The following is a 23,061-nucleotide window of genomic DNA, read 5'->3' as shown; positions in this document are numbered from 1 at the left end:
TCCGATCGGGTGAAGGGAAATATCCGGGGACTCCCTCCCCGTTTAGACCTGTGTCCGCGCGAAACGGGGAATCACTCCCCGCATCGCCGGAACCGTGGGCCGGCACTTCAGGCCCCGGACCCCGAGCCCCACCGATCGAGGAGCAGCCGTGGACACCGCCACCGCCCCCCAGCGCCGCGTCACCCGCCCGCGGGCCGACGCCCTGCGCAACCGGGAGCGGATCGTCGCCGCCGCACGCGAGATGTTCGTGGAGTACGGATCGGACGTGCCCCTCGACGAGGTCGCGCGCCGGGCCGGCGTCGGCAACGCCACGGTCTACCGCCACTTCGCCGACCGCGGCGCGCTGGTCCGCCAGGTCGTCCGCACGGTGATGGACCGCGTGACGGCCCTCGCCGAGCAGGGCATCGCCGCGGCGGACGCCGAAGAAGGCACTGCCTTCGGGGCGCTGCGCACCTTCGTGCACGCCGCGGCCGAGGAGCGGATCGGCGCCATGTGCCCGATGCTGGAGCCCGACTTCGATCCCTTCCACCCCGAGCTGCTCGATGCCCGCGAGCGTCTCGAACAGTCCATCGAAGGCCTCATGGAGCGGGCCCGCGCGGCCGGGCAGCTGCGCACCGACATCGCCGTCGGAGACCTGATGGTCGCCCTCTCCCAGCTCACCCGCCCGCTGCCGGGCACGGCCTGCCCGAGCATGGACGGCTTCATCCACCGTCATCTGCAGCTGTTCCTGGACGGCCTGATGTCGCCCGCACGCTCCGAACTCCCGGGGGAAGCGGCGACCTTGGAGGACCTGCGACGGAACTGACCTCTGCCGCGGACCGCGCCAGGCACCTCTGTTCGTCTCTTCCTCTCTCGTCGTTTCTTCCTCCCGCTTTTCACCACTTTCCGCACAGCTAGACCGCTAGGTGGCTATCCCTATGTCCGAAAGAGCTCTCACGCCCGATTCCGGGCCCGACACCAACCGCTGGAAAGCGCTCGTCTTCATCGCCCTCGCGCAGCTGATGGTGGTGCTCGACGCGACCATCGTGAACATCGCGCTGCCCTCCGCCCAGCAGGACCTGGGGATATCCGACGGCAACCGCCAGTGGGTCATCACGGCCTACGCCCTCGCCTTCGGCGGCCTGCTCCTCTTCGGCGGCCGCATCGCCGACCTGTGGGGCCGCAAGCGCACCTTCGTGACCGGCCTGATCGGTTTCGCCGTCGCCTCCGCGCTCGGCGGTGCCGCGAACGGCGAGGCCATGATGCTGGGCGCCCGTGCCCTGCAGGGCGTCTTCGGCGCGCTGCTCGCGCCCGCCGCGCTCTCGCTGCTCGCGGTGACGTTCACCGACGCCAAGGAGCGCGCCAAGGCCTTCGGCATCTACGGCGCGATCGCCGGTGGCGGCGGCGCCGTCGGCCTGATCCTCGGCGGTTTCCTCACCGAGTACCTGAACTGGCGCTGGACGTTCTTCGTGAACATCCCGTTCGCGGTGATCGCCGCCCTGGGCGCGTACTTCGTCATCCGTGAGCCGGCCGGTGGCCGCAACCGTTCGCCGCTCGACATGCCCGGCGTGGTCCTGTCCACCCTCGGTCTGGTCTCGCTGGTCTACGGCTTCACCCGCGCCGAGTCCGAGGGCTGGTCCGACTCGGTGACCATCGCGATGTTCGTGGCGTCGGCCGTGCTGCTCGCGACGTTCGTCCTCACCGAGGCCAAGGTCAAGTCGCCGCTGCTGCCGCTGCGCGTGCTGACCGACCGCAACCGCGGCGGCGTCTACCTGTCGCTGGGTCTCGCCGTCATCGCGATGTTCGGCCTGTTCCTCTTCCTCACGTACTACCTGCAGATCGTCAAGGGATACTCGCCGGTCAAGACCGGTTTCGCCTTCCTGCCGATGATCGTCGGCATGATCACGGGCTCGACGCAGGTCGGCGCCCGCCTGATGACCCGCGTCCCGCCGCGGCTGCTGATGGCCCCGGGCTTCCTGCTCGCCGGTCTCGGCATGCTCCTCCTGACGCAGCTGGAGATCGGCACCTCGTACGCCGGTCTGATCCTGCCCGCGCAGCTGATGCTGGGTCTGGGCATGGGTACGGCGTTCATGCCGGCGATGTCCCTTGCCACGCACGGCGTCGAGGCCCGCGACGCGGGTGTCGCCTCCGCGATGGTCAACACCTCGCAGCAGGTCGGTGGCGCCATCGGCACGGCCCTGCTCAACACCATCGCCGCGTCGGCGACCACCGCGTACCTCACGGACCACGCGGCCGGCGCCACCAACCCGAAGCTGCTCCAGGCCCGCGCCATGGTCGAGGGCTACACCAGCGCCATCTGGTGGGCGGTCGGGATCCTGGTGGTCTCCGCGCTGATCGCGGCCACCTTCATCAACACCGGCCACCAGGGCGGTACTTCGCCCTCCGCCGACTCGGCGGACGGTGTCGAGGACGAGGTGAAGGTGCCGGTGATGGCCCACTGACCCGCCCCCATCCGGCGGGCAGGCCCTAGCGGAGCCACGGGAGGTCGGCCCCGGCCTCCTTCGGCTGAAGTCCCTCGGCGACGATCGTCATGATCTCGCCGAGGGACTTCTGCTGTTCCGGGGTGAGCCGGTCGAAGAGGGCCTGGCGGACGGCGGTGACGTGGCCGGGGGCGGTCCTGCGCAGCACCTCGAACCCCTCGTCGGTGAGGATCGCCAGCTGGCCGCGCTTGTCGGAGGGGCAGTCCTCGCGGCGCACCCAGCCACTCTTCTCCAGGCGGGCCACCGCGTGCGAGAGGCGGGAGCGGGTGATCTTCATGGTCTTGGCCAGTTCGGTCATCCGAAGCCGCCGCCGGGAGGCGTCGGAGAGCTGGACCAATATGCCGTAGTACATGTGCGGCATGCCCGCGTCGCGCTGCAACTGCCGGTCGAGGAAATCGTCGAGGAGCGTGGTCGCCTGGAGGTAGGCCCGCCAGACGCGCTGCTCTTCGCCGTCGAGCCAGCGCGGTTCACCGGCGGGGGGAGGGGTCGCTGCCGTATCCATGCACCCCACTGTACGAGGCCGTTCCTTGAAGTTTGAACAAACCCGGCGTACGGTGGCCTCATAGAACTTGAGAGTTCAAGCACTTGGGGAGAGCGATGACCCGCATGCCGGCCCTGTACCTCAGCCACGGCGCCCCGCCGCTCGCCGACGACCCCGTCTGGCCCGGCGAGCTCGCCGCCTGGTCCGCCGGGCTGCCCCGGCCCACCGCGATCCTCATGGTCTCCGCCCACTGGGAAGAGGCCCCCCTCGCGCTGGCCGCCACCGAGACGCTGCCGCTCGTCTACGACTTCTGGGGCTTCCCCCAGCACTACTACGAGGTGACCTACGCGGCCCCCGGCGCCCCCGCGCTCGCCGACTCCGTACGGAAGCTGCTGCGCGCCCCCGGCATGCCCGTACAGGACGTGCCGGACCGCGGGCTCGACCACGGCGCCTACGTCCCGCTGGTCGAGATGTACCCGGACGCGGACATCCCCGTCCTGCAGATCTCCCTGCCCACCCTCGATCCGCGCCGCCTCATGGACATCGGCCGCAGGCTCGCCCCGCTCCGCGACGAGGGCGTGCTGATCGTCGGCAGCGGCTTCTTCACGCACAACCTGGCCGCGCTGCGGCAGAGCGGCGTCCCCTCCTGGTCGGCGGAGTTCGACGCCTGGGGCCACGAGGCCCTGGAGGCGGGTGATCTGGACGCGCTGCTCGACTTCGGGCACACGTCCCCGGCCGGCCACCTCGCCCACCCGCGCACCGAGCACTTCGCCCCGCTCTTCGTCACGCTCGGCGCCGCCGAGGCCGCCGGGGACCTCGGCGCGCAGCGCAGCGTGATCGACGGGTTCTGGATGGGGCTCGCCAAGCGGTCGGTGCAGTTCGGCTGAGGCGGGCCGGGGGAGGGGCGGGTCTCAGCCGGTGAGCGGGTCGCTCAGTTCGACGGCCCGCAGCGCCGCCGCGAGGGCCTGCTCGTCCCCGACGTCCAGCGCGGTGTCCGTCAGCTTGATGACGTGCTCGTCGCCGTGGGCCAGGGCCCGCTCGAAGACCTCCTCGGCGGTGAAGGTGCCGGGCGGGGTGTACGCGACCGGGGCGTCCGGCGCGTACATGGCGGTGACCGCGGCCGACGCCGTCCACGCCGCGTGCAGGCTCGGCACCCACAGGGCGTGGGGGAGCGCGGGCAGGGTGCGCAGCACCGCGTTGGGTGCCGTCGCCGCGTGCACCAGCATGGTCGCCTCGCCGTGGCCGTGGGTGGCGTAGCGGTGGGTGGCCGCCCGCACCAGCTCGGTGAGCCGGCGCCGCGCCTCCTGCGGGTCCGTCACCTCCGTGGCCCACGTCGGCAGCGCCCCGACCCGGCCGAGCCGGTCGGCGAAGCCGCCCCAGGCGCGTTCGGCGATGGGCGGCACCGCCTCCAGGGACTCCGCCGCGCCCGGGGCGCCCGGCAGCGGGGTGACGCCGGTGACGGGGCGGTGCCGGGCGGCCCAGTAGCCGAGGCCGTGCGCCAGCTCGGCCAGGCGCGGCTCGGTGGCGCCGCCCCGCTCCAGGGCGCGCACGGCGTGGCCGACCCGGATCACGGGGTGCGTGGACCCGCCGTACAGGCCCGGCAGCAGCCGCGGCCACCAGAGCGCGAGCACGTCCCGCCACGGCCGCTCCGCGATCTCCCGGCGGAAGTAGGCGATCCAGTCGGCCGCCCGGCGGGGGTCGCCCAGCGCGGCGCGCCAGTCGGCGTCGGTGACCGGTGCGACGGCGGTCGGAAAACTCTCCAGTTTCGGGGCGTAAAGATCGAGCCATCGGTGCACCGAGCCCGCCCGGCCGCGCGCGGCGAGGGCCTCGACGGCCATCGGCGCGTGGTTGGTGAGCCGCCCGAGGCGTTCGGGTCCGGAGGTGTGCAGCCGTTGCAGTGCTTCGTCGAGGATGCCTGTGGTGTCCGTCATGCCGGGACGGTAGGCCCGCCGGGGCGGCGCGCGGAACGGGCTCTGGGTCTAGGTCCGGGGGCGGGCGCGGGGCAGGCGGTCTAGGCCCGTGGGCGGGGCGCGGGGCCGGCGGCCTAGGTCCGCCGACCGAGCGGCAGCTCGTACCAGGCGACGTCCCAGTACCGCCCGAACTTCCTGCCCACCTCCCGGTACGTCCCCACGTGCCGGAACCCGAAGCGCTCGTGAAGGCGGACCGAGGCCTCGTTGGGCTGGGCGATGCCCGCGTAGGCGCGGTGCAGGTCCTCGCCCGCCAGGGCCTCGAAGAGCGCCTCGTAGAGCAGGGTGCCGATGCCGCGTCCCGCGGCGTGCGGGGCGCAGTACACGCTCACCTCCACGGAGGTGGAGTAGGCCGGCTTCGGCCGGAAAGGACTACTCGTCGCGTATCCGAGCACCCGGGGAGGGTGGGGACCGGAATCCGGTTCGCGAGCAACCAAGAGACGGTGCGGGCCGTCTTTCGGATGGGAGAGCAGCCAACGGCGGCGCTCTTCCGGACGGAAGACGGCGGTGTCGAAGGTGACGGCCGTCTCACGTACGTAGTGGTTGTAGATGTCCGTGAGGGCGTCGAGATCGGCCTCGACTCCCGAGCTGACCTGCGCCTCTACGGGCTCCGACGGCATCCGGCCTCCCTGCGTGGCGGCACAGGGTACTGCACCGTCAGGAAAAAAGATGCGCGGCATGGGAATTCTGTCCGGATTCCAGTCGTTGTTTCCATCGGATGCAGGGCACCCGAGGGTGTGCCATCCACCACAGAGGCCCCGCACAAGGGCCGACCAGGACCTTCCCGAAGGGCGACGGAGCCGCCGCCCGGGGGGATACCGCACACATCGCAAGGGAGCACGCATGGCAACCCGTGCCGTCGCCCGTCGTAAGTCCGCCTCCGGCGAGACCGACGCGGCACGCAGTGTTCGCGCCGTAGGCGGGGAGATCGCCGACCGCGACCTGGTCGGCATGTACCTCGACGAGATCGCGCGTACGCCTCTGCTCGACGCCGCCAAGGAAGTGGAGCTCTCCCAGGTCATCGAGGCCGGGGTGTATGCCGGCAAGATCCTGGCCGGCGAGGTCGAGGACAGCAGGGTCACCGCCGACCGCGAGGAGCTCGAAGCCCTCGTCGCCGACGGCGAGCGCGCCAAGGACGTCTTCATCCGGTCGAACCTCAGGCTGGTCGTCGCGGTTGCCCGCCGCTATCCGCGCAGCGGCCTGCCCCTCCTCGACCTCATCCAGGAGGGCAATGCGGGCCTGGTGCGCGCGGTGGAGAAGTTCGACTACGCCAAGGGCTTCAAGTTCTCCACGTATGCCACCTGGTGGATCCGCCAGGCCATCACCCGCTCCATAGCCGACCAGTCCCGCACCATCCGCCTCCCCGTCCACCTGGTGGAGGAGCTTGGCCGCATCCGCCGCGTGCAGCGCGAGTTCAACCGGGAGAACGGCCGCGACCCCGAGCCCGCCGAGATCGCCGCCGAGCTCGCCTCCACCCCCGAGCGCGTCACGGACGTCCTGGACTGGGCCCGCGACCCCGTCTCGCTCAACATGGGCGTGGACGACGAGGGCGACACCCAGTTCGGCGACCTCCTGGAGGACACCTCCGCCGTCTCGCCCGAGCAGTCCGTCCTCTCGCTGCTGCGCAGCGAGGAGCTGGACGGCCTGATCGGCCGCCTCGACCAGCGCACCGCCTCCATCATCAAGATGCGGTACGGCATCGACGACGGCCGTGAGCGCACGCTGACGGAGGTCGGCAAGGAGCACGGCCTGACCCGCGAGCGGATCCGGCAGATCGAGAAGCACGCCCTCCTCGAACTGAAGAAGCTCGCCAGGGACACCGGCTTCGACGCGGCGGCCTAAGGGCCGTCGCAGGCGGTCGGCCCGGCACCGTCCGCCGGCGCCGCCCGGCACATCCGGTCGCCCAGCTTCCGCACGCACGCGACGAGTTCCGGCGGCCCGTGCACGGTGAAGTCGCAGTCGAGCCCCGCGAGACGGACCGCGAGCCACTCGACGGAGTCCGTCGCCGTCGTCCGCAGCCTGCACCGCCGCTCGTCCACCGGCTCGACGGGTCCGACCACCGAGGGCAGCCGGGCCGTGATGAACGACGCGGGCGCCGCGAAGGTGACGTCCAGGTCGTACGTCTGCCGCCCGCGCCACATCGCGTCGCGGATGAACTCGGCCGCGTCCCCGTTCGGCAGCTCGCGCGGCACGAAGCGCGCGCCCGTCGCGAAGGGCTCGCTGACCCGGTCCACCCGGAAGGTCCGCCAGTCCTCCCGGTCGATGTCGAACGCCACGAGGTACCAGCGCCGTCCCGTGGAGACCAGCCGGTAGGGCTCGGTGAGCCGGCGCGAGCGCGTGCCGTCGCCCGCCCGGTAGCCGAACCGCAGCCGCTCGTGCCCGGCCACCGCCGACGCCATGACCGTCAGCGTCTCCGGCGCGATGCGCGCCCCGTCCCCGCTGGTCAGCGGCGTCGTCGCGATCTGCAGCGCGGAGACCCGGTGGCGCAGCCTGGCGGGCAGCACCTGCTCCAGCTTGGCCAGCGCCCGCACCGACGCCTCCTCCACGCCCTCCACCGCGTGCCCCGCCCCGGCCCGCAGGCCGACCGCGATCGCCACCGCCTCCTCGTCGTCGAGGACCAGCGGCGGCATGGCCTTGCCCGCGATGAGGCGGTACCCGCCGGCCGCGCCCTGGCTGGCCCGCACCGGATAGCCGAGGTCCCGCAGCCGGTCGATGTCGCGCCGCACCGTGCGCCTGCTGACCCCGAGCCGCTCGGAGAGCTCGGCGCCTGGCCACTCGCGGGGGGTCTGGAGGAGCGAGAGGAGCTGGAGGAGCCGGGCCGGGGTGTCCGTGCCGGCGGCCGTACCGTCCGTCGTCGTCATGCCGACCAGGATGCCGGAGAATTAGGTCGTGAGCTGTCCTATATGGCCTCTAGCCTGACGGACATGACTTCACCGAGCACCTCTTCCGTACCCGGGACACCGGTGGCCGCCGGCGACCGGCGGCGCTGGTTCGCCCTGGCCATCGTGATGACGGCCGCCTTCATGGACCTCGTCGACGTCACGATCGTGAACATCGCGATCCCGTCCATCCAGCGCAACGAAGGCGCCAGCTACAGCCAGATCCAGTGGATCACCGCGGGGTACGCGCTCGCCTTCGCGGCCGGCCTCATCACGGGCGGACGGCTCGGCGACATCCACGGCCGCAAGCGGCTCTTCCTGATAGGCATCACCGGGTTCACCATCGCCTCCGCGCTCTGCGGCTTCGCGGCCAACCCGGAGATGCTGGTCGCCTCGCGCATCCTGCAGGGCGCCATGGCCTCGCTGATGGTGCCGCAGGTCCTCTCGATCGTGCACGCCACGTTCCCGGCGCACGAGCGCGGCAAGGTCTTCGGCCTCTTCGGCATGGTCGTCGGCCTCGGCGCGGTCTCCGGGCCGCTGCTGGGCGCGCTGCTCACCGAGTGGAACCTCTTCGGCCTGGAGTGGCGGCCGATCTTCCTCATCAACCTGCCGGTGGGCATCGCGGGTCTGCTGCTCGGCCGCAAGTTCATCACCGAGTCGAAGGCGCCGAGGGCCCTCAGGCTCGACCTCGTCGGGGTCGTCCTGGTCACGCTCGGCCTGCTCATGCTGCTCTACCCGCTCACCCGCGGCCGCGAGCTGGACTGGCCGGTGTGGGGTTACGTCATGATGGCCGGCGCCTTCGTCGTCTTCGGCGCGCTCGTCGCGTACGAGAGGCGGAAGGCCGCCAAGGACGGTTCGCCGCTCGTGGAGCTTTCGCTGTTCAAGGTGAAGAGCTTCGCGGCGGGCATCGCGGTGCAGACCGTCTTCGGTGTCGCGCTCGGCATCTTCTTCCTCGTCTGGACCCTCTACATGCAGGTCGGCCTCGGCTGGACCGCGCTGCACGCCGGCGTCACCGGGGTGCCGTTCTCCATCGCCGTCTCCGTGGCGGCGGGCATCTCCGTGCAGCAGCTCGTGCCCCGCTTCGGCCGCAAGGTGCTGCAGGCCGGCGCGCTGACGATGGCCGCGGGCGTCCTCGTCTACATCTGGGAGAGCGACCGGTACGGCGCGGACATCACGTCCTGGCAGATGGCGCTGCCGCTCGTGGTGATGGGCGCGGGCATGGGCCTGATCGTGGCCCCGATCACCGACGCCGTCCTCTCGGACGTCCCGAAGGAGCACGCCGGTTCGGCCTCCGGCCTCATCAACACCGTGCAGCAGATGGGCAACGCGCTCGGCCTCGGCCTGGTGTCGGTGGCGTTCTTCGGCGTGATCGACGACCGGGTCGCGCCGGACCGCATCCCCGCGGAGTTCGCGGACGGCTTCCAGAACGCGCTGTGGTGGGTGACCGGTGTCCTCGTCGTCATCTTCCTGCTGATGTTCGCGCTGCCTGCGAAGCCGCGGCAGCACCTGGAGGGCGGCGGGGACGAGCCCGCCGCGCAGGACGACGAGCCGGTGGGCTCGGCCTCGGAGCCCTCGAAGTCCTTCGAGGCGCCCGAGGCCCCCGAGCGGGAGGCCGTGCCGGCTCCCTGACCGGGGACGCAGTCGTGACCGGTGCCGCGGCCCGGGGGGAGCGTCAGAGCTCCGCCCGGGCCGCCGTGCTGTCCAGGGGCTCCAGGACGGCGGGTGTCGCGAGCGCGGCGGTGTGGGTCGCGGGGGAGACCTGGGCGCTGGGGTCGGATCCGGCGGCGGGGCCCGAGGGGCCCGCGGCGCTCGCGGGGCGCTGCCTCGACGCGCTCGACGGGGTGACCTGGCCGTAGGGCAAGGCGGGGTCTTTCGCCGCCCCGGGGCGGGTCCAAGGGGCCGTTTTCCTCGGTACTGAAGTCCGTTTGTGTCCGAGGCGGGCCCGAACCTGTTTACTTCGCGGAAATCCACCCGTACTCTGCCAGTGAAACCACAGGATCGGGCATGCGGCGGAGGCAAACGGACATGTACGCACCGGAGCGGCAGCAGGAGATCCTCCGGCTGGCGCGGGACGGCGGCAGGGTCGACGTACTCTCCCTGGCCGAGGAGTTCCAGGTGACCGCCGAGACCATCCGGCGCGACCTGAAGGCCCTCGACCGGGCCGGACTCGTGCGCCGCGTGCACGGTGGGGCCATACCGGCGGGACGGCTCGACTTCGAGCCCGACCTCGCCGAGCGCGAGGGCACCGCCGCCGACGAGAAGGACCGCATCGCCCGCGCCGCCCTCGCCGAACTGCCCGCCGATGGCAGCGTCATCCTCGACGCGGGCTCGACCGTCGCGCGGCTCGCGGCCGGGCTTCCGCTGGAGTCGACGCTCACCGTCGTCACCCACGGGCTGCCCATCGCCGCCCGGCTCGCCGACCACCCCGGCATCCAGCTCCACCTCATCGGCGGCCGCGTCCGCCGGCGCACCCGCGCGGCCGTCGACGCCTGGGCGCTGCGGGCGTACGGGGAGATCCGCGCCGACGTCGTCTTCCTCGCCGCCAACGGCTTCTCCGCGGACGGCGGCCTCACCACACCCGACCTCGCCGAGGCCGCCGTGAAGCGCGCGGCGATCGCCGCGGCCCGCCGCGTCGTACTGCTCGCCGACTCCGCCAAGCACGGCCAGGAGCACTTCGCCCGCTTCGGCGACCTCGCCGACGTGGACCTGCTGATCACCGACACGGGTCTCGGCCCCGACGACACCGCCGCCATCGAGCGCGCGGGCACGGAAGTAGTACGCGCATGAGCAAGGAAACGGCGACCGGTACGCGCATGATCCTCACCGTCACCCCCAACCCCTCCCTCGACCGCACCTACGAGGTGCCCTCGCTCGACCGCGGCGAGGTCGTCCGCGCCACCGGCGACCGCATGGACCCGGGCGGCAAGGGCGTCAACGTCTCGCGGGCCGTCGCGGCGGCGGGCGTGCGGACCGTCGCCGTGCTGCCGCTGGGCGGCGCGCCGGGCGCGCTGGTCGCCCGGCTCCTCGACGAGCAGGACATCGTGGTCGCCCCGGTGCCGGTGACCGGACAGACCCGTTCCAACATCGCGATCGCCGAACCGGACGGCACCCTCACGAAGATCAACGCCGCCGGGCCTGAACTCTCCGACGCCGAAGGGGAGTCGCTGCTCGACGCCGTCGGCGAGCACTCCGCGGGCGCCGACTGGATCGCCTGCTGCGGCAGCCTCCCGCGCGGCCTGCACCCCTCCTGGTACGCGGAGCTGGTGGCCCGCGCGCACGCCGCGGGCGCCCGGATCGCCCTCGACACCTCGGGCCCCGCCCTGCTCGCCGCGCTCGCCGAACGCCCCGACGTCGTCAAGCCCAACGCCGAGGAACTCGCCGGGGCCGTGGGCCGCCCCCTCGCGACGGTCGGTGACGCGGTCAAGGCCGCGGAGGAGCTCCGGGCCGCCGGTGCCCGCGCCGTCCTCGCCAGCCTCGGCGCGGACGGCCAGCTCCTGGTCGACGCGACGGGCGCCTGTTTCGCGAGCGCCCCCGTCGATGCCGTGCGCAGCAACGTCGGCGCCGGCGACTCCTCCCTCGCCGGCTTTTTGATCGCCGGCGGCGCCGGGCCCCGCGCGCTCGCCTCGGCCGTCGCGCACGGCGCGGCCGCCGTCCAGCTGCCCGGCAGCGTGATGCCGGCCCCGGCGGACCTCGTGCCGGACGCGGTCACCGTCACGGCCGACGTACCGCTGGACCGCGTCCTCACGGAGCCCGCCGCATGAAGCCGTCCCGCCCCGTCCCCCCAGCCCCCGCCCGCCGGGCGATACGCGTGCGAAGGAGCCCGCGATGACCGAGATGATCACCGCGGACCTGGTCGACCTCGAACTCGACCTGTCCGCAGAGACCAAGGAAGCCGCGGCCCGCTCGCTCGCCGGGCGCATGGTGGCCCTCGGCCGCGTGAGCGACCTGGAGGGGTTCCTGGCCGACGTGGCGGCCCGTGAGGCGCAGATGCCGACCGGCCTGGACGGCGGCATCGGCATCCCCCACTGCCGCAGCGCGCACGTCACCGAGCCGACCCTCGCCTTCGGCCGCTCGGCACGCGGCATCGACTTCGGGGCGCCGGACGGCCCCGCCGACCTGATCTTCCTGATCGCGGCACCGGCGGGCGCGGACGACGCCCATCTGACGATCCTCTCGTCGCTGGCACGGCAGTTGATGGACGCGGAGTTCACCGGGGCCCTGCGGTCGGCCGGCACGGCGGCGGAGGCGGCGGCCCTGATCCGCGGCGACGAGGAGGCCGGTGCCGAGGACACCGCCACCGAGGACGACGCCGACGAGAACCGCACCGGTGAAGCGGTCGCCGACGAGGCCCGTACCGGCGAACCCGCCGCCGGCGGGGCCGGTCCGGAAGTTGCCGGTCCGGACGGTGCCGGGCCGTTCCGCGTCGTCGCCGTCACCTCCTGCCCCACCGGTATCGCCCACACCTACATGGCCGCCGAGTCGCTCGAGAATGCGGCCCGTGCGGCAGGCGTGGAGCTGACGGTCGAGACGCAGGGCTCCGCCGGCTTCGACCGGCTCGACCCGGCGGTCATCGCGGCCGCGGACGCGGTGATCTTCGCCCATGACGTCCCCGTACGCGACAAGACCCGCTTCGCGGGCAAGCCCACCGTCGACGTGGGCGTGAAGGCGGGCATCAACCGCCCGGCCGAACTCATCGCGGAGGTACGCGAGAAGGCCGCGCGCGGCGAGACCACCGCCCCCACCGGCCCCACCCCGGTCGACAAGGCCGGGGACAGCGAGGACGGCTACGGCACCAAGCTCCGCAAGTGGCTGATGTCCGGCGTCAGTTACATGGTCCCGTTCGTCGCCGCCGGCGGTCTGCTGATCGCCCTCGGCTTCGCCATCGGCGGCTGGAAGATCGACAAGGCGCCGTCCGTCGCCGAGCACTTCGTCTGGGCGGACCACACCAGCTGGGCCGCGCTGCTCTTCCAGACCGGCGGGCTCGCCTTCGCCTTCCTCGTCCCCGTCCTCGCCGGCTACATCGCCTACGGGATGGCCGACCGGCCCGGTCTGGTCCCCGGTTTCGTCGGCGGTTCGGTCGCCGTCACCATCGAGGCGGGCTTCCTCGGCGGCCTGGCCGCCGGTCTGCTCGCGGGCGCCGTCGTCATGGGGATCCAGCGGGTCCGCATCCCGGCCGTGCTGCGCGGCATCATGCCGGTGGTGGTGATCCCGCTGATCTCATCGGCGGTCGTCGGCTTCCTGATGTTCCTCGTCGTCGGCAAGCCCATCGCCTCCCTGCAGAACGCGCTGACCGACTGGCTGGAAGGCCTCTCCGGGGCCAACGCGATCATCCTCGGCGTCATCCTCGGCCTGATGATGTGCTTCGACCTCGGCGGTCCGCTCAACAAGGTGGCCTACGCCTTCGCGGTCGGCGGCCTCGCCCACCCGACCGACGGCTCCCTGAAGGTGATGGCCGCGACGATGGCGGCGGGCATGGTGCCGCCGCTCGCCATGGCGCTCGCCACGACGGTCCGCGGACGCCTGTTCACCAGGACCGAGCGGGAGAACGGCAAGGCGGCCTGGTTCCTCGGCGCCTCCTTCATCACGGAGGGCGCGATCCCCTTCGCGGCGGCCGATCCGCTGCGCGTCATCCCCGCGTCCATGGCGGGCGGCGCGGTCACCGGCGCCCTGTCGATGGCCTTCGGCTGCACCCTGCGCGCCCCGCACGGCGGTGTCTTCGTGGTCCCGCTGATCGGCCAGCCGCTCCTCTACCTGGTCGCGATCGCCGCGGGCGTCAGCGTCTCGACGGTCGTGGTCGTCCTGCTCAAGGGGGCGAGGAAGACGGCGCCCGGAGGAGTGGACGCGGGTGCGGGCACAGGTACGGGTACGGGTGCTCCGGTGACGGATGTATCGGATGTACCGGACGTATCGGGCGGGAAGTGGGCTTCGGCAGGGGTCTAATCCGGAGTGTGCGACTTGCGTCACTTCGGGACCTTGGTCCTGATCTCCCCTGTCGGAAGACCCCGCCCCTGTTGTCTACTGGGCCGCATGCTCCGGGATGTATCGATCGTTCAGCAGATAGGCGTGGCCGTGCTCGCCGTGGCTACCGTGGTCTGGGCCGTCGGCCTGGTGCGGGTGATGCGCAGGGACCGCTTCGCGGTCGAGCGGTGGCACCAGGCGCAGCCGCTGAGCGCGCTGCCGGCCCAGCAGGGTCCGCCGCGCGCGGAGACCGTGGAGCTCACGCCGGACGAGCGGGACGCCTTCGCCGGTCTCGTACGGCAGTTCGGCGACGGACGTTCCTGACGCGGGCCTCCCGCGTCCCCTGCCGCCCCTCGCGCCCCCGCGCCCCTCGCGCTCAGCCCTGGGCCCGGCTGCCCCGGCTCCGCGTCCACTCCTGGGCCCTGCGCTCCATCGCGGCGCGGGCCGCCTCCTCGCTGTCGTACACCTCGCACATGTGCCGGCCGTCGGGCGTGAGGGTGTGCTCCACCTCCCACAGGCTGGTCTCGCCGCCGTCGAAGAGCAGGAACGCGTGCTCGTAGAGCGAGAAGCACATGCGTAACTCGCCGGTGAGGCAGGGGCGGCCGAAGGCCTGGGTGATCTGGTGCGCGAACGCCGCGCGCAGCAGGCGCTCGACGCGCGGCCCGGGGCGGTCGCCGTCGGGGTTCTCCGCGCGGCGCAGGAGGCGGCGCGCGTGGTCCGCGGAGTCGTCCGGGGCATACGCGTGGCGGGAGCCGGAGCCGGCCGGCAGGTCGAGCACGACGGGGCGGCCGCACGCGGGCGCGTCGGGCGGCAGCGGCAGCCGCGAGGTGGCGACGCCCGCCTCCTCCTCGTCGGCGTAGACCTCATGGGTCGGGGCGCTGCCCGGCGCGGTGTTGTGGACGAGCTCCCAGAGCGTGAGCACGGACGCGTCGGCGAGCAGCCAGGTGTGTCTGTACGTCTCGCGGTGCAGGCCCGAGCTGTGGTGTGCGGAGTGCAGCGAACTGTCGTGGGCGAGGGCGGAGTCGAGGCGCGCCACCACCTCGTCCGGCAGCTCGAAGGAGTTGACGGCGCGGCCGAGCAGTCGCTCGAGATGCTCCTCCGGGGAGTGTGGTTCGGGCGACTCGGGTGGCTCGTACGCGGTGTCGTACGGAACGCTCAAGGCTTCTCCCGGCGTTGCTACATGTCACCTGGTGAGTGCATACCGTAGCCCCTGGGTCCGACATCATGTCCCTGAACCGGAAAACGCGCGAGCCACGCGGGAAGTTCCCACGTGGCTCGCCCTGTTGGGGGGTGGCGGGCCCTCTCCGGGAGGGCCCGTGCGCGGCCGGAGGATCAGCTCGCGCTGCCCGCCGTCCACTCGCTCCAGGACATGTTCCAGCCGTTCAGGCCGTTGTCGGGGGCGATGGTCTTGTCGGGGGAGCCCTTGACCGTCACGACGTCGCCGATCAGGGAGTTGTTGTAGAACCAGGCGCCCTGGGTGTTCGGGTCGCCGGCGCCGCGCGCGTCCTGGAGGCCGACGCAGCCGTGGCTGGTGTTGGCGCTGCCGAAGATGGACGGCGAACCCCAGTAGTTGCCGTGGATGAAGGTGCCCGACGAGGAGAGCCGCATGGCGTGCGGCACGTCCTTGATGTCGTACTCCCCACCGAAGCCCACCGTGTCACCGTTCATCCGGGTCTGGGTGAACTTCTCCGAGATGACCATCTTGCCGTTGTACGTCGGGTTCGACGGGCTGCCCGCGGAGATCGGGACGGTCTTGATGACCTTGCCGTCCCGCTCGACCGTCATCTTCTTCGCCTGGACGTCGACGGTGGAGACCTGCGCGCGGCCGACGGTGAAGGTGACCGTCTTGTTCTGCACGCCGGTGGCGCCGTTCGCGCCCTTCACGCCGTCCAGGTTGATCTTCATCGTGACCTTCGAGCCGGCCTTCCAGTACTCCTCGGGCCGGAAGTCCAGGCGCTGGTTGCCGAACCAGTGCCCGACGACTTTCTGGCCGCTGCTGGACGTCACCGTGATGTGCGACTGGACGTCCTTCTTCTCCGTGATCGCCTTGTCGAAGTTGAAGGAGACCGGCATGCCGACGCCGACCGTGGTGCCGCCGTCGGGCGTGTAGGTGCCGATGAAGCTGTTGGCCGAGGAGACCGTGGTGAACGTGGCGTTCTCGGTCGCCGCGTTGCCCTTGGCGTCCTTGGCGTTGGCGGTCACCTTGTACTTCGTGCCGCGCTCCAGCTGGGACTTGGGCTTCCAGCTGGTCCCGTCGGCGGAGATGGTGCCCTCGACCGCGGCGCCGGACGTCACCGACGTCATCTTCACGCTCGTCAGCTTGCCGTTCTTGACCTTGACGCCGGTGGCGTTGATCGAGGCGTCGGTGGCGCCGTCCTTCGACGAGATGGTGATGTCGGCGCCCTTGGCCGCCGCACTGTCACTCTTCTTGTCGCCCTTGGCGTCCGCGTCCCCACCGCAGGCAGTCAGCGTCAGCGCGCCCACGGCGGCGAGCGCGGTGGCCGCCATCAGGGCGCGGCGCCGGGGGTTGACTATGACCGACCTTGTCACGGGCTGCTCCAAGTACGTGTTCTGATCCCAGTACGAGTAAAGAGCGGCCCGATGCGCCCAGAGGTTCCCGCCGACCGGTGTGAGTGTGGGCACATTTGAAAGCCCGCAGGGGCCCAACAGAGCCTCCAACAGAAGCGCCACGGAGGCGAATTGCCCCTTTGGTTCTACTGCGTCTGCTTTTCCTGCCGCTCCTCGTAGAGGTCGGCATACGCGGGGAACGTGCCGCCCGGCGTCGAGACCGAGTTCGCCGCCGACATCGCCCGCACGATCGCGGCCGTCACCAGGTCCGCGCCCGCGGCGAGGATCTCGTTGAGGGCCAGGGGGTCGCCGGGGGCCAGGGCGTGTTCCCCGGTGGCGAGGGCGAAGACCGTGTCGCCGTCGTTGAGGAGATGGACGGGCCGCACCGCGCGCGCCATGCCGTCGTGCGACGTGCCGGCCAGCTTCTGGGCCTGGGCCTTGGTGAGTTCGGCGTCGGTCGCCACGACGGCCAGGGTGGTGTTCAGGGGCGGCGGACCGTTCCGCATGGCGGCCTCGGCCAGGCGCCGCCCCGCCTCCTCGTGGACCTCCGGCGCCGGATAACTCACCCGCCGCCCCTCGAAGTAACGCCCGTAGAGCACGCCGGTCGCCGGATCCACCGCGGAGCCCGCCGCGTTCGCCACGACCAGCGCGGCGACCGTGATCCCCGAGTCGAGGCGGAGGCTCGCGCTGCCCACCCCGCCCTTGAACCTGCCCACCACCGCGCCGGTCCCCGCGCCGACGCCGCCCTCCTCGACGGGCGTGAACGGTGCTGTGCGCGCCGCCGCCTCCACGGCCGCCCGGCCGGTCGCCGCGTCGGGCCGCGCCGCGAAGTCGCCGCCCCTGCCCAGGTCGAAGACGCAGGCGGCGGGGACGACGGGGACGACGTGGGAGGGGTCGGGGCCGACGCGTACGCCCCGGTGCCGCTCCGCCAGCCACGCCACGACACCGGACGCGGAGTCCAGGCCGTACGCGCTGCCGCCGGTGAGGACGACCGCCTCGACGCGCCCCACCAGATTGCGCGGGTCGAGGGCGTCCGTCTCGCGGGTGCCGGGCCCGCCGCCGCGTACGTCCACGGCGGCGACCGCACCGCCCTCGGGCGCGAGGACCACGGTGGTCCCGGTGAGCAGCCCGTCGCCGACCAGCGTGGCGTGACCGACCCGCAGCCCGGCGACATCGGTCAGGGAGCCGGGTGGGGTGGGGTGGGAGGCGGGGTTGGCGGAGGTGGGGTCGGTGGGTGTGGGGGTGTGGGGGGTGGGGTCCGAGGGCGCGCCGTCAGAGGTCATGAGGAAGGCGTACCACGGCGGCGGTCACGCGGGGCGGGCCATGCGGACAGTCACGCGCGGCGGGCCATGCGGGCGGTGAGCGTCACCCCCGTCGCGACCGTCACCGTCGTCACGATCCCCGCCACGAGCACCGCCCAGCGCCCCGCGAACGTACTGGCCAGCACGGCCAACGCACTGACCGGCAACACCAGTTGTTGGGCCAGCCCCACCTTGTAGTAGCGGGAGTGGAGCGCCCACACGGTGATGAGGTAGAGCGCGGTCGGCACGGTCACCGCGGCGGACGCCGCCGCCGTCGAGAGGTGCGCCTTGCCGACGGCCTGCTCGACGGCGACCTCGATCCCGGCGCCGACCGCGGCGGCCGAGCCGAGGATCACGTAATGGCCGTAACCCCACAGAAAGGCCTGGCGGTTACTGCGGAGGCGGCCGTGGATGGGGACGACGAAGTAGATCCACCAGGCGGCGAAGACGATGAGGAGGCCCCCCGCGGCGATGGGCAGCAACTCGCCCAGCGCGTCGTTCTCCTCGACGCCCGACTTCACGGCGACGGTGGCCGCCGCGATGGTCTCGCCGAGCACGATGATGGTGAACAGGCCGTACCGCTCGGAGATGTGGTGCGGGTGCCAGGCCGTCGTGTACGCCCGCTCCGCGATCACCGGCACGCACATCTCCGCGACCGCCATCGCGAGGAAGAGCCAGAGCCGTGCGTCCTCCGGCAGGAACAGCAGCCCCGACCAGCCGATCTGGCAGACCAGGACCCCGATCGCGTACCGCAGGGCCGTGCCGCGCTCGGCGCCCGTCGCCGCCCTGGCGACCCGCAGCCACTGCGAGGAGAGGGCGATCCGCATGATCAGATAGCCGAGCCAGATCAGCAGGAAGTCGTGTTCCCCGAAGGCCTTGGAGACTCCGGCGGCGAAGACAAGGACACCGGCGATCTGGATCAGCGTGACCACGCGGTACAGCGCGTCGTCGTTGTCGTACGCCGACGCGAACCACGAGAAGTTGACCCACGCCCAGAACAGCGCGAAGAAAACCATCGCGTAATTGAGGATGCCCTCGCCCGCGTGCCCCTCGGCGACGGCGTGCACCAGCTCGGCGCCGGCCTGCGCGACCGCGACGACGAAACACAGGTCGAAGAAGAGCTCCAGCGGCGTCGCGGCCCGGTGCTCCTCGTCACGCCCGCGGGCGAGGAGGGGACGGAGGGGCTTGGCGGCGGGTGCGGCGGAGGCGGAGGGGGGAGGGGAAGGGGAAGATGCGGGGGAGGGGGGAGAGGTCGTCATCCCCTCAGGACATCAGAATGCGAGCGCCGGGTCAGGCTGCGGCGCCGGAAGGAGCGGCAGGGACACCCGGCCGCCGCACAGGGACGAGGGGCGGGTACGTAATCGCGCCACGCTCCCCGGCCGCCGCCCCGCCCTGTCGTACCGCCGCCCCGGCCCGTCGCGCCGCCGCCTCGTACCGTCGCACGACGAGTCCCGCCACCCGCGCGTGGTCCGCGAGGGGCTCGGTCACCGCGTCGGCCCCGGCGCGGGCCAGCGCCGCCGTGAACCGGCCCGGGGCGAGCAGATGCGCGGCCACGACCACCCTCCGATACCCGGCGGCCCGCAGGGACGCCACGGCTTCGGGGACGGTGGGTCCAGTGGGTCCGGTGGGCCCGGTGGCCGAGCAGTACGCGGTGCGCACCGGGACCCCGCCCAGCAGGAGCCCCAGTCGGCGGGCGGCGGTGAGCGCCCCGTCATTGCCCCCGGGCCGCGACGACCCGGCGGCGGCGAGCACCACGGCGTCGGCCCGGACCTCCGCGCGCCACTCGATCTCGTGCAGCCGGTCGCGCAGGGCCAGTGCGATGGCGGGGTCCTCGCCGAGGCTCCGGGCGACCGCGCAGCCGTGTCCCTCGACGACGGCGGGGATGTCGACGGTCCGGTGATAGCCGTCGCCGAGGAGGAGAGGGACGACGACGGCGCCCCCGGTGAGCACGTCGGCGAGGAGAGGGGCGCGGTGACCGAGGTGGCCGATGACGGGACGCACTCCGGCGAGCCCCTCGACCTGGTCGCGGAGCCGGCGCAGGGTGCCGTCCGCCCCGGGCAGGGCGCTGCCGTGCACGGCGAGCACGAGGGGCGGGCCCTCCGGCGCCGCTCCGGCCGGCCGAGCGGCCCACGTCGGCCGAGCTGTTCCCATCGGTCGAGCTGCCCGCACTGTCCACCCCGTTCGTCGCCTGAGTACGGAGAACCGCAGCGCCGGGGGAACTCAGGAACGCGCCCCGGCGCCCCAGCGCCCCGTAGGTCGTCGCGAGTGGACCCGGGGCGGGACAGTGGTGTCGCCGCACTCCCGCCCCGGAGACCGCATCGCGCCGGGCTGCGCACTTGGTCGGGGAGCAGCCCGTCAGCCATGACGCTACGCCCGCGCGGGCCGCGCCCGCGCCGCCAAAAGCCCTGACCCGAGGGGCCGTTGGGCCCGCTCGGTCGGGCCTTTCTCCGCCCGGCGCAGGGCCCGCGCAGGCCTACGGTCAAAGGGACACGCCCAGCCACTTCAGCCCCCTCAGCCACCCCCGTTCTCCTCACCCTCACCCCCACCCTCGCCCTCTCCACCCACCCCAAACGACGGAGTGTGCCCCCATGAACCAGACCCTGGTGCTCATCGGCCACGGAATGGTGGGTCACCGCCTCTTGGAGGTACTCGCCGAGCGCGGCGCCCTCGCCGATCCCGCAGCGCCCGGCGGCCCCGGCTGGCAGGTGGTCGTGGTCGCGGAGGAGGACAGGCCCGCCTACGACCGCGTCCACCTCTCCTCCGCGTTCACCGGCACCACCGCCGACAAACTCTCCCTCTGCGACGCGGAGTTCCTCACCCGCCACGGCATCGACCTGCGCCTCGGCGACCCCGCCGAACACATCGACACCGCGGCGCGCACGGTCACGACGACCTCCGGCGCCACCCTCCGCTACGACGCCCTGGTCATCGCCACCGGCTCCTATCCCTTCGTGCCGCCCATCGAGGGCGCCGACGTCCCCGGCTGCTTCACCTACCGCACCCTGTACGACGTCGAGACCCTCACCACCTACGCCGCCGGAGAGGACCGCACCACCGGCGTCGTCATCGGTGGCGGACTCCTCGGCCTGGAGGCGGCCGGCGCCCTGCGCACCCTCGGACTGCGCACCCACATCGTCGAGTTCGCACCCCGCCTGATGCCCCTCCAGGTCGACGACGGCGGCGCGGCGGCACTGCGCGCCACCATCGAGTCCATGGGTGTCGCCGTGCACACCGGGGTCGGGGCGAGCCGGGTCGAGACGGACGACGGCGGGGCCGTCCGCGCGCTGACCCTGAGCGACGGCCGCACCCTCGACGCCGATGTCGTGGTCTTCTCCGCGGGCGTACGTCCCCGGGACCGCCTCGCCCGTGAGGCCGGGCTCGCGGTGGGCGACCGGGGCGGTGTCGTCGTCGACGAACACTGCCGCACCACCGACCCGTACATCTACGCGATCGGCGAGTGCGCCCAGGGTGCCGACGGGCGCGTCTACGGTCTGGTCGCCCCCGGCTACCAGATGGCCGAGGCCGCCGCGGACGCCCTCGCGGGGAACGGCACCGCGGTCTTCACCGGAGCCGACACCTCCACCAAGCTGAAACTGCTGGGCGCCGACGTCGCGTCCTTCGGCGACCCCTTCGCGCCCGAGGGTGAGGAAGGCGGCGCCGTCTCCGTCGTCTTCTCCGACACCCGCGAAGGCGTCTACAAGAAGCTGCTGCTGGGGCCGGAGGGCCAGCTGCTCGGCGGCATCCTCGTCGGCGACGCCGAGGCGTACGGCACCCTGCGGCCGCACGCGGGCCGTCCCCTGCCCGCGCCCCCGCAGGCCTACGTCCTGCCCGCCACCGCCGTCGAACTCCCCGGTGCCGACGCCCTGCCCGACGACGCCGTCGTCTGCAGCTGCCACAACGTCACCAAAGGGGCCGTGCGCGCCGCTGTTGCCGAGAACTCCCTCACCGACATCGGCGGCATCAAGCGGTGCACCAAGGCCGGGACAGGCTGCGGGGGCTGCCTCGCCACCCTCCGGACCGTGCTCGACGCGGAACTCGCCGCCGCCGGGATCGAGCAGGCCAAGGGCCTGTGCGAACACTTCGCGCTCTCCCGCGCCGAGATCTACGAGAGGGTCCGCACCGAACACATCCGCTCCTTCACCGAGCTGATGGCCGCCCACGGCCTGGGCGGCGAGGGCTGCGCCGTCTGCAAGCCCGTCGTCGCCAACGTCCTCGGCACCCTCGCCCCCGAACTCGGCCTGCGCCACGTCCTCGACGGCGAACAGGCCGCCCTCCAGGACTCCAACGACCTCTTCCTCGCCAACCTCCAGAAAGACGGCACCTACTCCGTCGTCCCGCGCGTCCCCGGCGGCGAGATCACCCCCGCCCAGCTCATCACGATCGGCGAGGTCGCCCGCGACTTCGGCCTCTACACGAAGATCACCGGTGGTCAGCGCATCGACCTCTTCGGCGCCCGCGCCGAACAACTCCCGGCGATCTGGCGCCGGCTGGTCGACGCGGGCCTCGAATCCGGGCACGCCTACGGCAAGTCCCTGCGGACGGTGAAGTCCTGTGTGGGCGCCCGGTTCTGCCGGTTCGGGCAGGGCGACTCCGTACGGCTCGCGATCGACCTGGAGCTGCGCTACCGCGGCCTGCGCACCCCGCACAAGATCAAGGGCGGTGTCTCGGGCTGTCTGCGCGAGTGCGCCGAGGCCCGCGGCAAGGACATCGGCGTCATCGCCACGGCCAACGGCTGGAACCTCTACGTCTGCGGCAACGGTGGCGCCCGCCCCCGCCACGCCGACCTCCTCGCCGCCGACCTCTCCACCGCCGAGCTCTTCCGTCTCGTCGACCGCTTCCTCATGTACTACCTGCGCACCGGCGAGCGGCTGGAGCGCACCGCCCCGTGGTTCGAGCGCATCGGTGGCCTCGACCACCTCACCTCGGTCCTGATCGACGACTCGCTGGGCATCTGCGCCGAACTGGAGGCCCAGATGGACCGGCATGCCGCGGCGTACCGGGACGAGTGGCGGGCCGTCCTGGAGGACCCGCGGGCCCTCGCGCGTTTCGAACGGCACCTCGCGCAGCCCTCGCCCGAATTCCTGGAGCCGGGCCGCGGCCGGGCGGCGGTCCTGCCCGACGGCACGGAGGCCGCCCTCTTCAAGGACATCGCCGGCCGGGTCTACGCCGTCGGCAACCGCGATCCCTTCTCCGGTGCCGACGTGATCGCCCACGGCATCCTCGGCACCCGCGACGGCCGCCCCGTGGTCGCCTCGCCGATGCACAAGCAGGAGTTCGACCTGCGCACCGGCGAGTGCCTGGACGACCCGTCGGTCGCCCTGCCGGTCCATTCGGTGCGGGCGGCCGGACCGGTGCACGAGCTCTGAGCGCGCGGGTGCCGGCGGCCCGGGGTCCGAAGTCCCGGCACCTTCCCGCTCTTTGGCCTGG

20 protein-coding genes are annotated in these 23,061 nt (G+C 72.6%); 10 read left to right on the top strand and 10 right to left on the bottom strand.

The window, feature by feature from the left end; translation table 11 throughout:
* Nucleotides 1–148 precede the first annotated feature (148 nt).
* A complete protein-coding gene (locus tag ACZ7DY_RS26560; protein WP_471139140.1) occupies nt 149–805 on the top strand; it encodes a TetR/AcrR family transcriptional regulator in 657 nt (218 codons plus the stop codon).
* A gap of 112 nt (nt 806–917) precedes the next feature.
* Nucleotides 918–2,441 (top strand): MFS transporter, encoded by a 1,524-nt coding sequence (locus ACZ7DY_RS26555; protein WP_471139139.1) that lies wholly within the window; start codon nt 918–920, stop codon nt 2,439–2,441.
* A 25-nt stretch (nt 2,442–2,466) separates the two neighbouring features.
* Here the strand turns inward: ACZ7DY_RS26555 and ACZ7DY_RS26550 are convergent, their stop codons facing one another.
* Complete coding sequence (locus ACZ7DY_RS26550; protein WP_471139136.1) at nt 2,467–2,982, bottom strand: MarR family winged helix-turn-helix transcriptional regulator; 516 nt, start codon at nt 2,980–2,982, stop codon at nt 2,467–2,469.
* A gap of 104 nt (nt 2,983–3,086) precedes the next feature.
* On the opposite strand from ACZ7DY_RS26550, the gene ACZ7DY_RS26545 reads away from it, so the two are divergent.
* Nucleotides 3,087–3,848, top strand: coding sequence for a dioxygenase family protein (locus ACZ7DY_RS26545; protein WP_471139905.1), 762 nt, complete (start codon nt 3,087–3,089; stop codon nt 3,846–3,848).
* 24 nt (nt 3,849–3,872) lie between these two features.
* Here the strand turns inward: ACZ7DY_RS26545 and ACZ7DY_RS26540 are convergent, their stop codons facing one another.
* A complete protein-coding gene (locus ACZ7DY_RS26540) occupies nt 3,873–4,892 on the bottom strand; it encodes a questin oxidase family protein (RefSeq protein WP_471139134.1) in 1,020 nt (339 codons plus the stop codon).
* Between the two features lie 113 nt (nt 4,893–5,005).
* A complete protein-coding gene (locus ACZ7DY_RS26535; protein ID WP_471139131.1) occupies nt 5,006–5,548 on the bottom strand; it encodes a GNAT family N-acetyltransferase in 543 nt (180 codons plus the stop codon).
* A 223-nt stretch (nt 5,549–5,771) separates the two neighbouring features.
* Here ACZ7DY_RS26535 and ACZ7DY_RS26530 point away from each other — a divergent pair, with 223 nt between their 5' ends.
* Complete coding sequence (locus ACZ7DY_RS26530; RefSeq protein WP_471139130.1) at nt 5,772–6,770, top strand: sigma-70 family RNA polymerase sigma factor; 999 nt, start codon at nt 5,772–5,774, stop codon at nt 6,768–6,770.
* On the opposite strand, the gene ACZ7DY_RS26525 is transcribed toward ACZ7DY_RS26530, so the two are convergent.
* Complete coding sequence (locus tag ACZ7DY_RS26525; RefSeq protein ID WP_471139127.1) at nt 6,767–7,789, bottom strand: helix-turn-helix transcriptional regulator; 1,023 nt, start codon at nt 7,787–7,789, stop codon at nt 6,767–6,769. The genes ACZ7DY_RS26530 and ACZ7DY_RS26525 overlap by 4 nt on opposite strands.
* Nucleotides 7,790–7,852: 63 nt before the next feature.
* On the opposite strand from ACZ7DY_RS26525, the gene ACZ7DY_RS26520 reads away from it, so the two are divergent.
* Nucleotides 7,853–9,436, top strand: coding sequence for an MFS transporter (locus ACZ7DY_RS26520; RefSeq protein WP_471139124.1), 1,584 nt, complete (start codon nt 7,853–7,855; stop codon nt 9,434–9,436).
* Nucleotides 9,437–9,479: 43 nt separating this feature from the next.
* On the opposite strand, the gene ACZ7DY_RS26515 is transcribed toward ACZ7DY_RS26520, so the two are convergent.
* Complete coding sequence (locus ACZ7DY_RS26515) at nt 9,480–9,668, bottom strand: hypothetical protein (protein WP_471139122.1); 189 nt, start codon at nt 9,666–9,668, stop codon at nt 9,480–9,482.
* 164 nt (nt 9,669–9,832) lie between these two features.
* Here ACZ7DY_RS26515 and ACZ7DY_RS26510 point away from each other — a divergent pair, with 164 nt between their 5' ends.
* From ACZ7DY_RS26510 to ACZ7DY_RS26495, 4 genes are all read left to right on the top strand, one after another.
* A complete protein-coding gene (locus ACZ7DY_RS26510) occupies nt 9,833–10,594 on the top strand; it encodes a DeoR/GlpR family DNA-binding transcription regulator (RefSeq protein ID WP_471139904.1) in 762 nt (253 codons plus the stop codon).
* Nucleotides 10,595–10,620: 26 nt separating this feature from the next.
* On the top strand, nt 10,621–11,568 hold the full coding sequence (pfkB, locus tag ACZ7DY_RS26505; RefSeq protein ID WP_471139901.1) for a 1-phosphofructokinase: 948 nt from the start codon (nt 10,621–10,623) through the stop codon (nt 11,566–11,568).
* Nucleotides 11,569–11,632: 64 nt separating this feature from the next.
* Complete coding sequence (locus ACZ7DY_RS26500) at nt 11,633–13,747, top strand: PTS fructose transporter subunit IIABC (protein ID WP_471139120.1); 2,115 nt, start codon at nt 11,633–11,635, stop codon at nt 13,745–13,747.
* Between the two features lie 87 nt (nt 13,748–13,834).
* Nucleotides 13,835–14,089, top strand: coding sequence for a hypothetical protein (locus ACZ7DY_RS26495; RefSeq protein ID WP_471139117.1), 255 nt, complete (start codon nt 13,835–13,837; stop codon nt 14,087–14,089).
* Between the two features lie 52 nt (nt 14,090–14,141).
* Here the strand turns inward: ACZ7DY_RS26495 and ACZ7DY_RS26490 are convergent, their stop codons facing one another.
* The 5 genes from ACZ7DY_RS26490 to ACZ7DY_RS26470 form a co-directional block, all read right to left on the bottom strand.
* Complete coding sequence (locus tag ACZ7DY_RS26490; protein ID WP_471139114.1) at nt 14,142–14,924, bottom strand: DUF6227 family protein; 783 nt, start codon at nt 14,922–14,924, stop codon at nt 14,142–14,144.
* 173 nt (nt 14,925–15,097) lie between these two features.
* Nucleotides 15,098–16,273, bottom strand: a complete 1,176-nt coding sequence (locus tag ACZ7DY_RS26485) for a L,D-transpeptidase (protein ID WP_471139899.1) — start codon at nt 16,271–16,273, stop codon at nt 15,098–15,100.
* Nucleotides 16,274–16,479: 206 nt separating this feature from the next.
* A complete protein-coding gene (locus ACZ7DY_RS26480; protein ID WP_471139111.1) occupies nt 16,480–17,616 on the bottom strand; it encodes a P1 family peptidase in 1,137 nt (378 codons plus the stop codon).
* Between the two features lie 50 nt (nt 17,617–17,666).
* Nucleotides 17,667–18,893, bottom strand: coding sequence for a low temperature requirement protein A (locus tag ACZ7DY_RS26475; RefSeq protein WP_471139109.1), 1,227 nt, complete (start codon nt 18,891–18,893; stop codon nt 17,667–17,669).
* Between the two features lie 31 nt (nt 18,894–18,924).
* Nucleotides 18,925–19,719, bottom strand: a complete 795-nt coding sequence (locus ACZ7DY_RS26470) for a sirohydrochlorin chelatase (RefSeq protein ID WP_471139106.1) — start codon at nt 19,717–19,719, stop codon at nt 18,925–18,927.
* A 503-nt stretch (nt 19,720–20,222) separates the two neighbouring features.
* Between ACZ7DY_RS26470 and nirB the strand changes: the two genes are divergently transcribed.
* A complete protein-coding gene (gene nirB / locus ACZ7DY_RS26465) occupies nt 20,223–23,000 on the top strand; it encodes a nitrite reductase large subunit NirB (RefSeq protein ID WP_471139103.1) in 2,778 nt (925 codons plus the stop codon).
* Nucleotides 23,001–23,061 lie beyond the last annotated feature (61 nt).

The sequence above is a fragment of the Streptomyces sp. NPDC037013 genome, assembly GCF_055607265.1.
Note: the sequence above shows the minus strand (reverse complement) of the source record. Positions and strands in the feature narration are given on the sequence as shown.

Bases quoted from the DNA above. Each gene is read 5' to 3' on its own strand.
- ACZ7DY_RS26475 (WP_471139109.1), bottom strand. From the start codon at position 18,893: ATGACGACCTCTCCCCCCTCCCCCGCATCTTCCCCTTCCCCTCCCCCC.
- ACZ7DY_RS26525 (WP_471139127.1), bottom strand. From the start codon at position 7,789: ATGACGACGACGGACGGTACGGCCGCCGGCACGGACACCCCGGCCCGG.
- ACZ7DY_RS26550 (WP_471139136.1), bottom strand. From the start codon at position 2,982: ATGGATACGGCAGCGACCCCTCCCCCCGCCGGTGAACCGCGCTGGCTC.
- ACZ7DY_RS26555 (WP_471139139.1), top strand. From the start codon at position 918: ATGTCCGAAAGAGCTCTCACGCCCGATTCCGGGCCCGACACCAACCGC.
- ACZ7DY_RS26500 (WP_471139120.1), top strand. From the start codon at position 11,633: ATGACCGAGATGATCACCGCGGACCTGGTCGACCTCGAACTCGACCTG.
- pfkB (WP_471139901.1), top strand. From the start codon at position 10,621: ATGATCCTCACCGTCACCCCCAACCCCTCCCTCGACCGCACCTACGAG.
- ACZ7DY_RS26510 (WP_471139904.1), top strand. From the start codon at position 9,833: ATGTACGCACCGGAGCGGCAGCAGGAGATCCTCCGGCTGGCGCGGGAC.
- ACZ7DY_RS26545 (WP_471139905.1), top strand. From the start codon at position 3,087: ATGCCGGCCCTGTACCTCAGCCACGGCGCCCCGCCGCTCGCCGACGAC.
- nirB (WP_471139103.1), top strand. From the start codon at position 20,223: ATGAACCAGACCCTGGTGCTCATCGGCCACGGAATGGTGGGTCACCGC.
- ACZ7DY_RS26540 (WP_471139134.1), bottom strand. From the start codon at position 4,892: ATGACGGACACCACAGGCATCCTCGACGAAGCACTGCAACGGCTGCAC.
- ACZ7DY_RS26530 (WP_471139130.1), top strand. From the start codon at position 5,772: ATGGCAACCCGTGCCGTCGCCCGTCGTAAGTCCGCCTCCGGCGAGACC.
- ACZ7DY_RS26520 (WP_471139124.1), top strand. From the start codon at position 7,853: ATGACTTCACCGAGCACCTCTTCCGTACCCGGGACACCGGTGGCCGCC.
- ACZ7DY_RS26535 (WP_471139131.1), bottom strand. From the start codon at position 5,548: ATGCCGTCGGAGCCCGTAGAGGCGCAGGTCAGCTCGGGAGTCGAGGCC.
- ACZ7DY_RS26485 (WP_471139899.1), bottom strand. From the start codon at position 16,273: ATGGCGGCCACCGCGCTCGCCGCCGTGGGCGCGCTGACGCTGACTGCC.
- ACZ7DY_RS26480 (WP_471139111.1), bottom strand. From the start codon at position 17,616: ATGACCTCTGACGGCGCGCCCTCGGACCCCACCCCCCACACCCCCACA.
- ACZ7DY_RS26495 (WP_471139117.1), top strand. From the start codon at position 13,835: ATGCTCCGGGATGTATCGATCGTTCAGCAGATAGGCGTGGCCGTGCTC.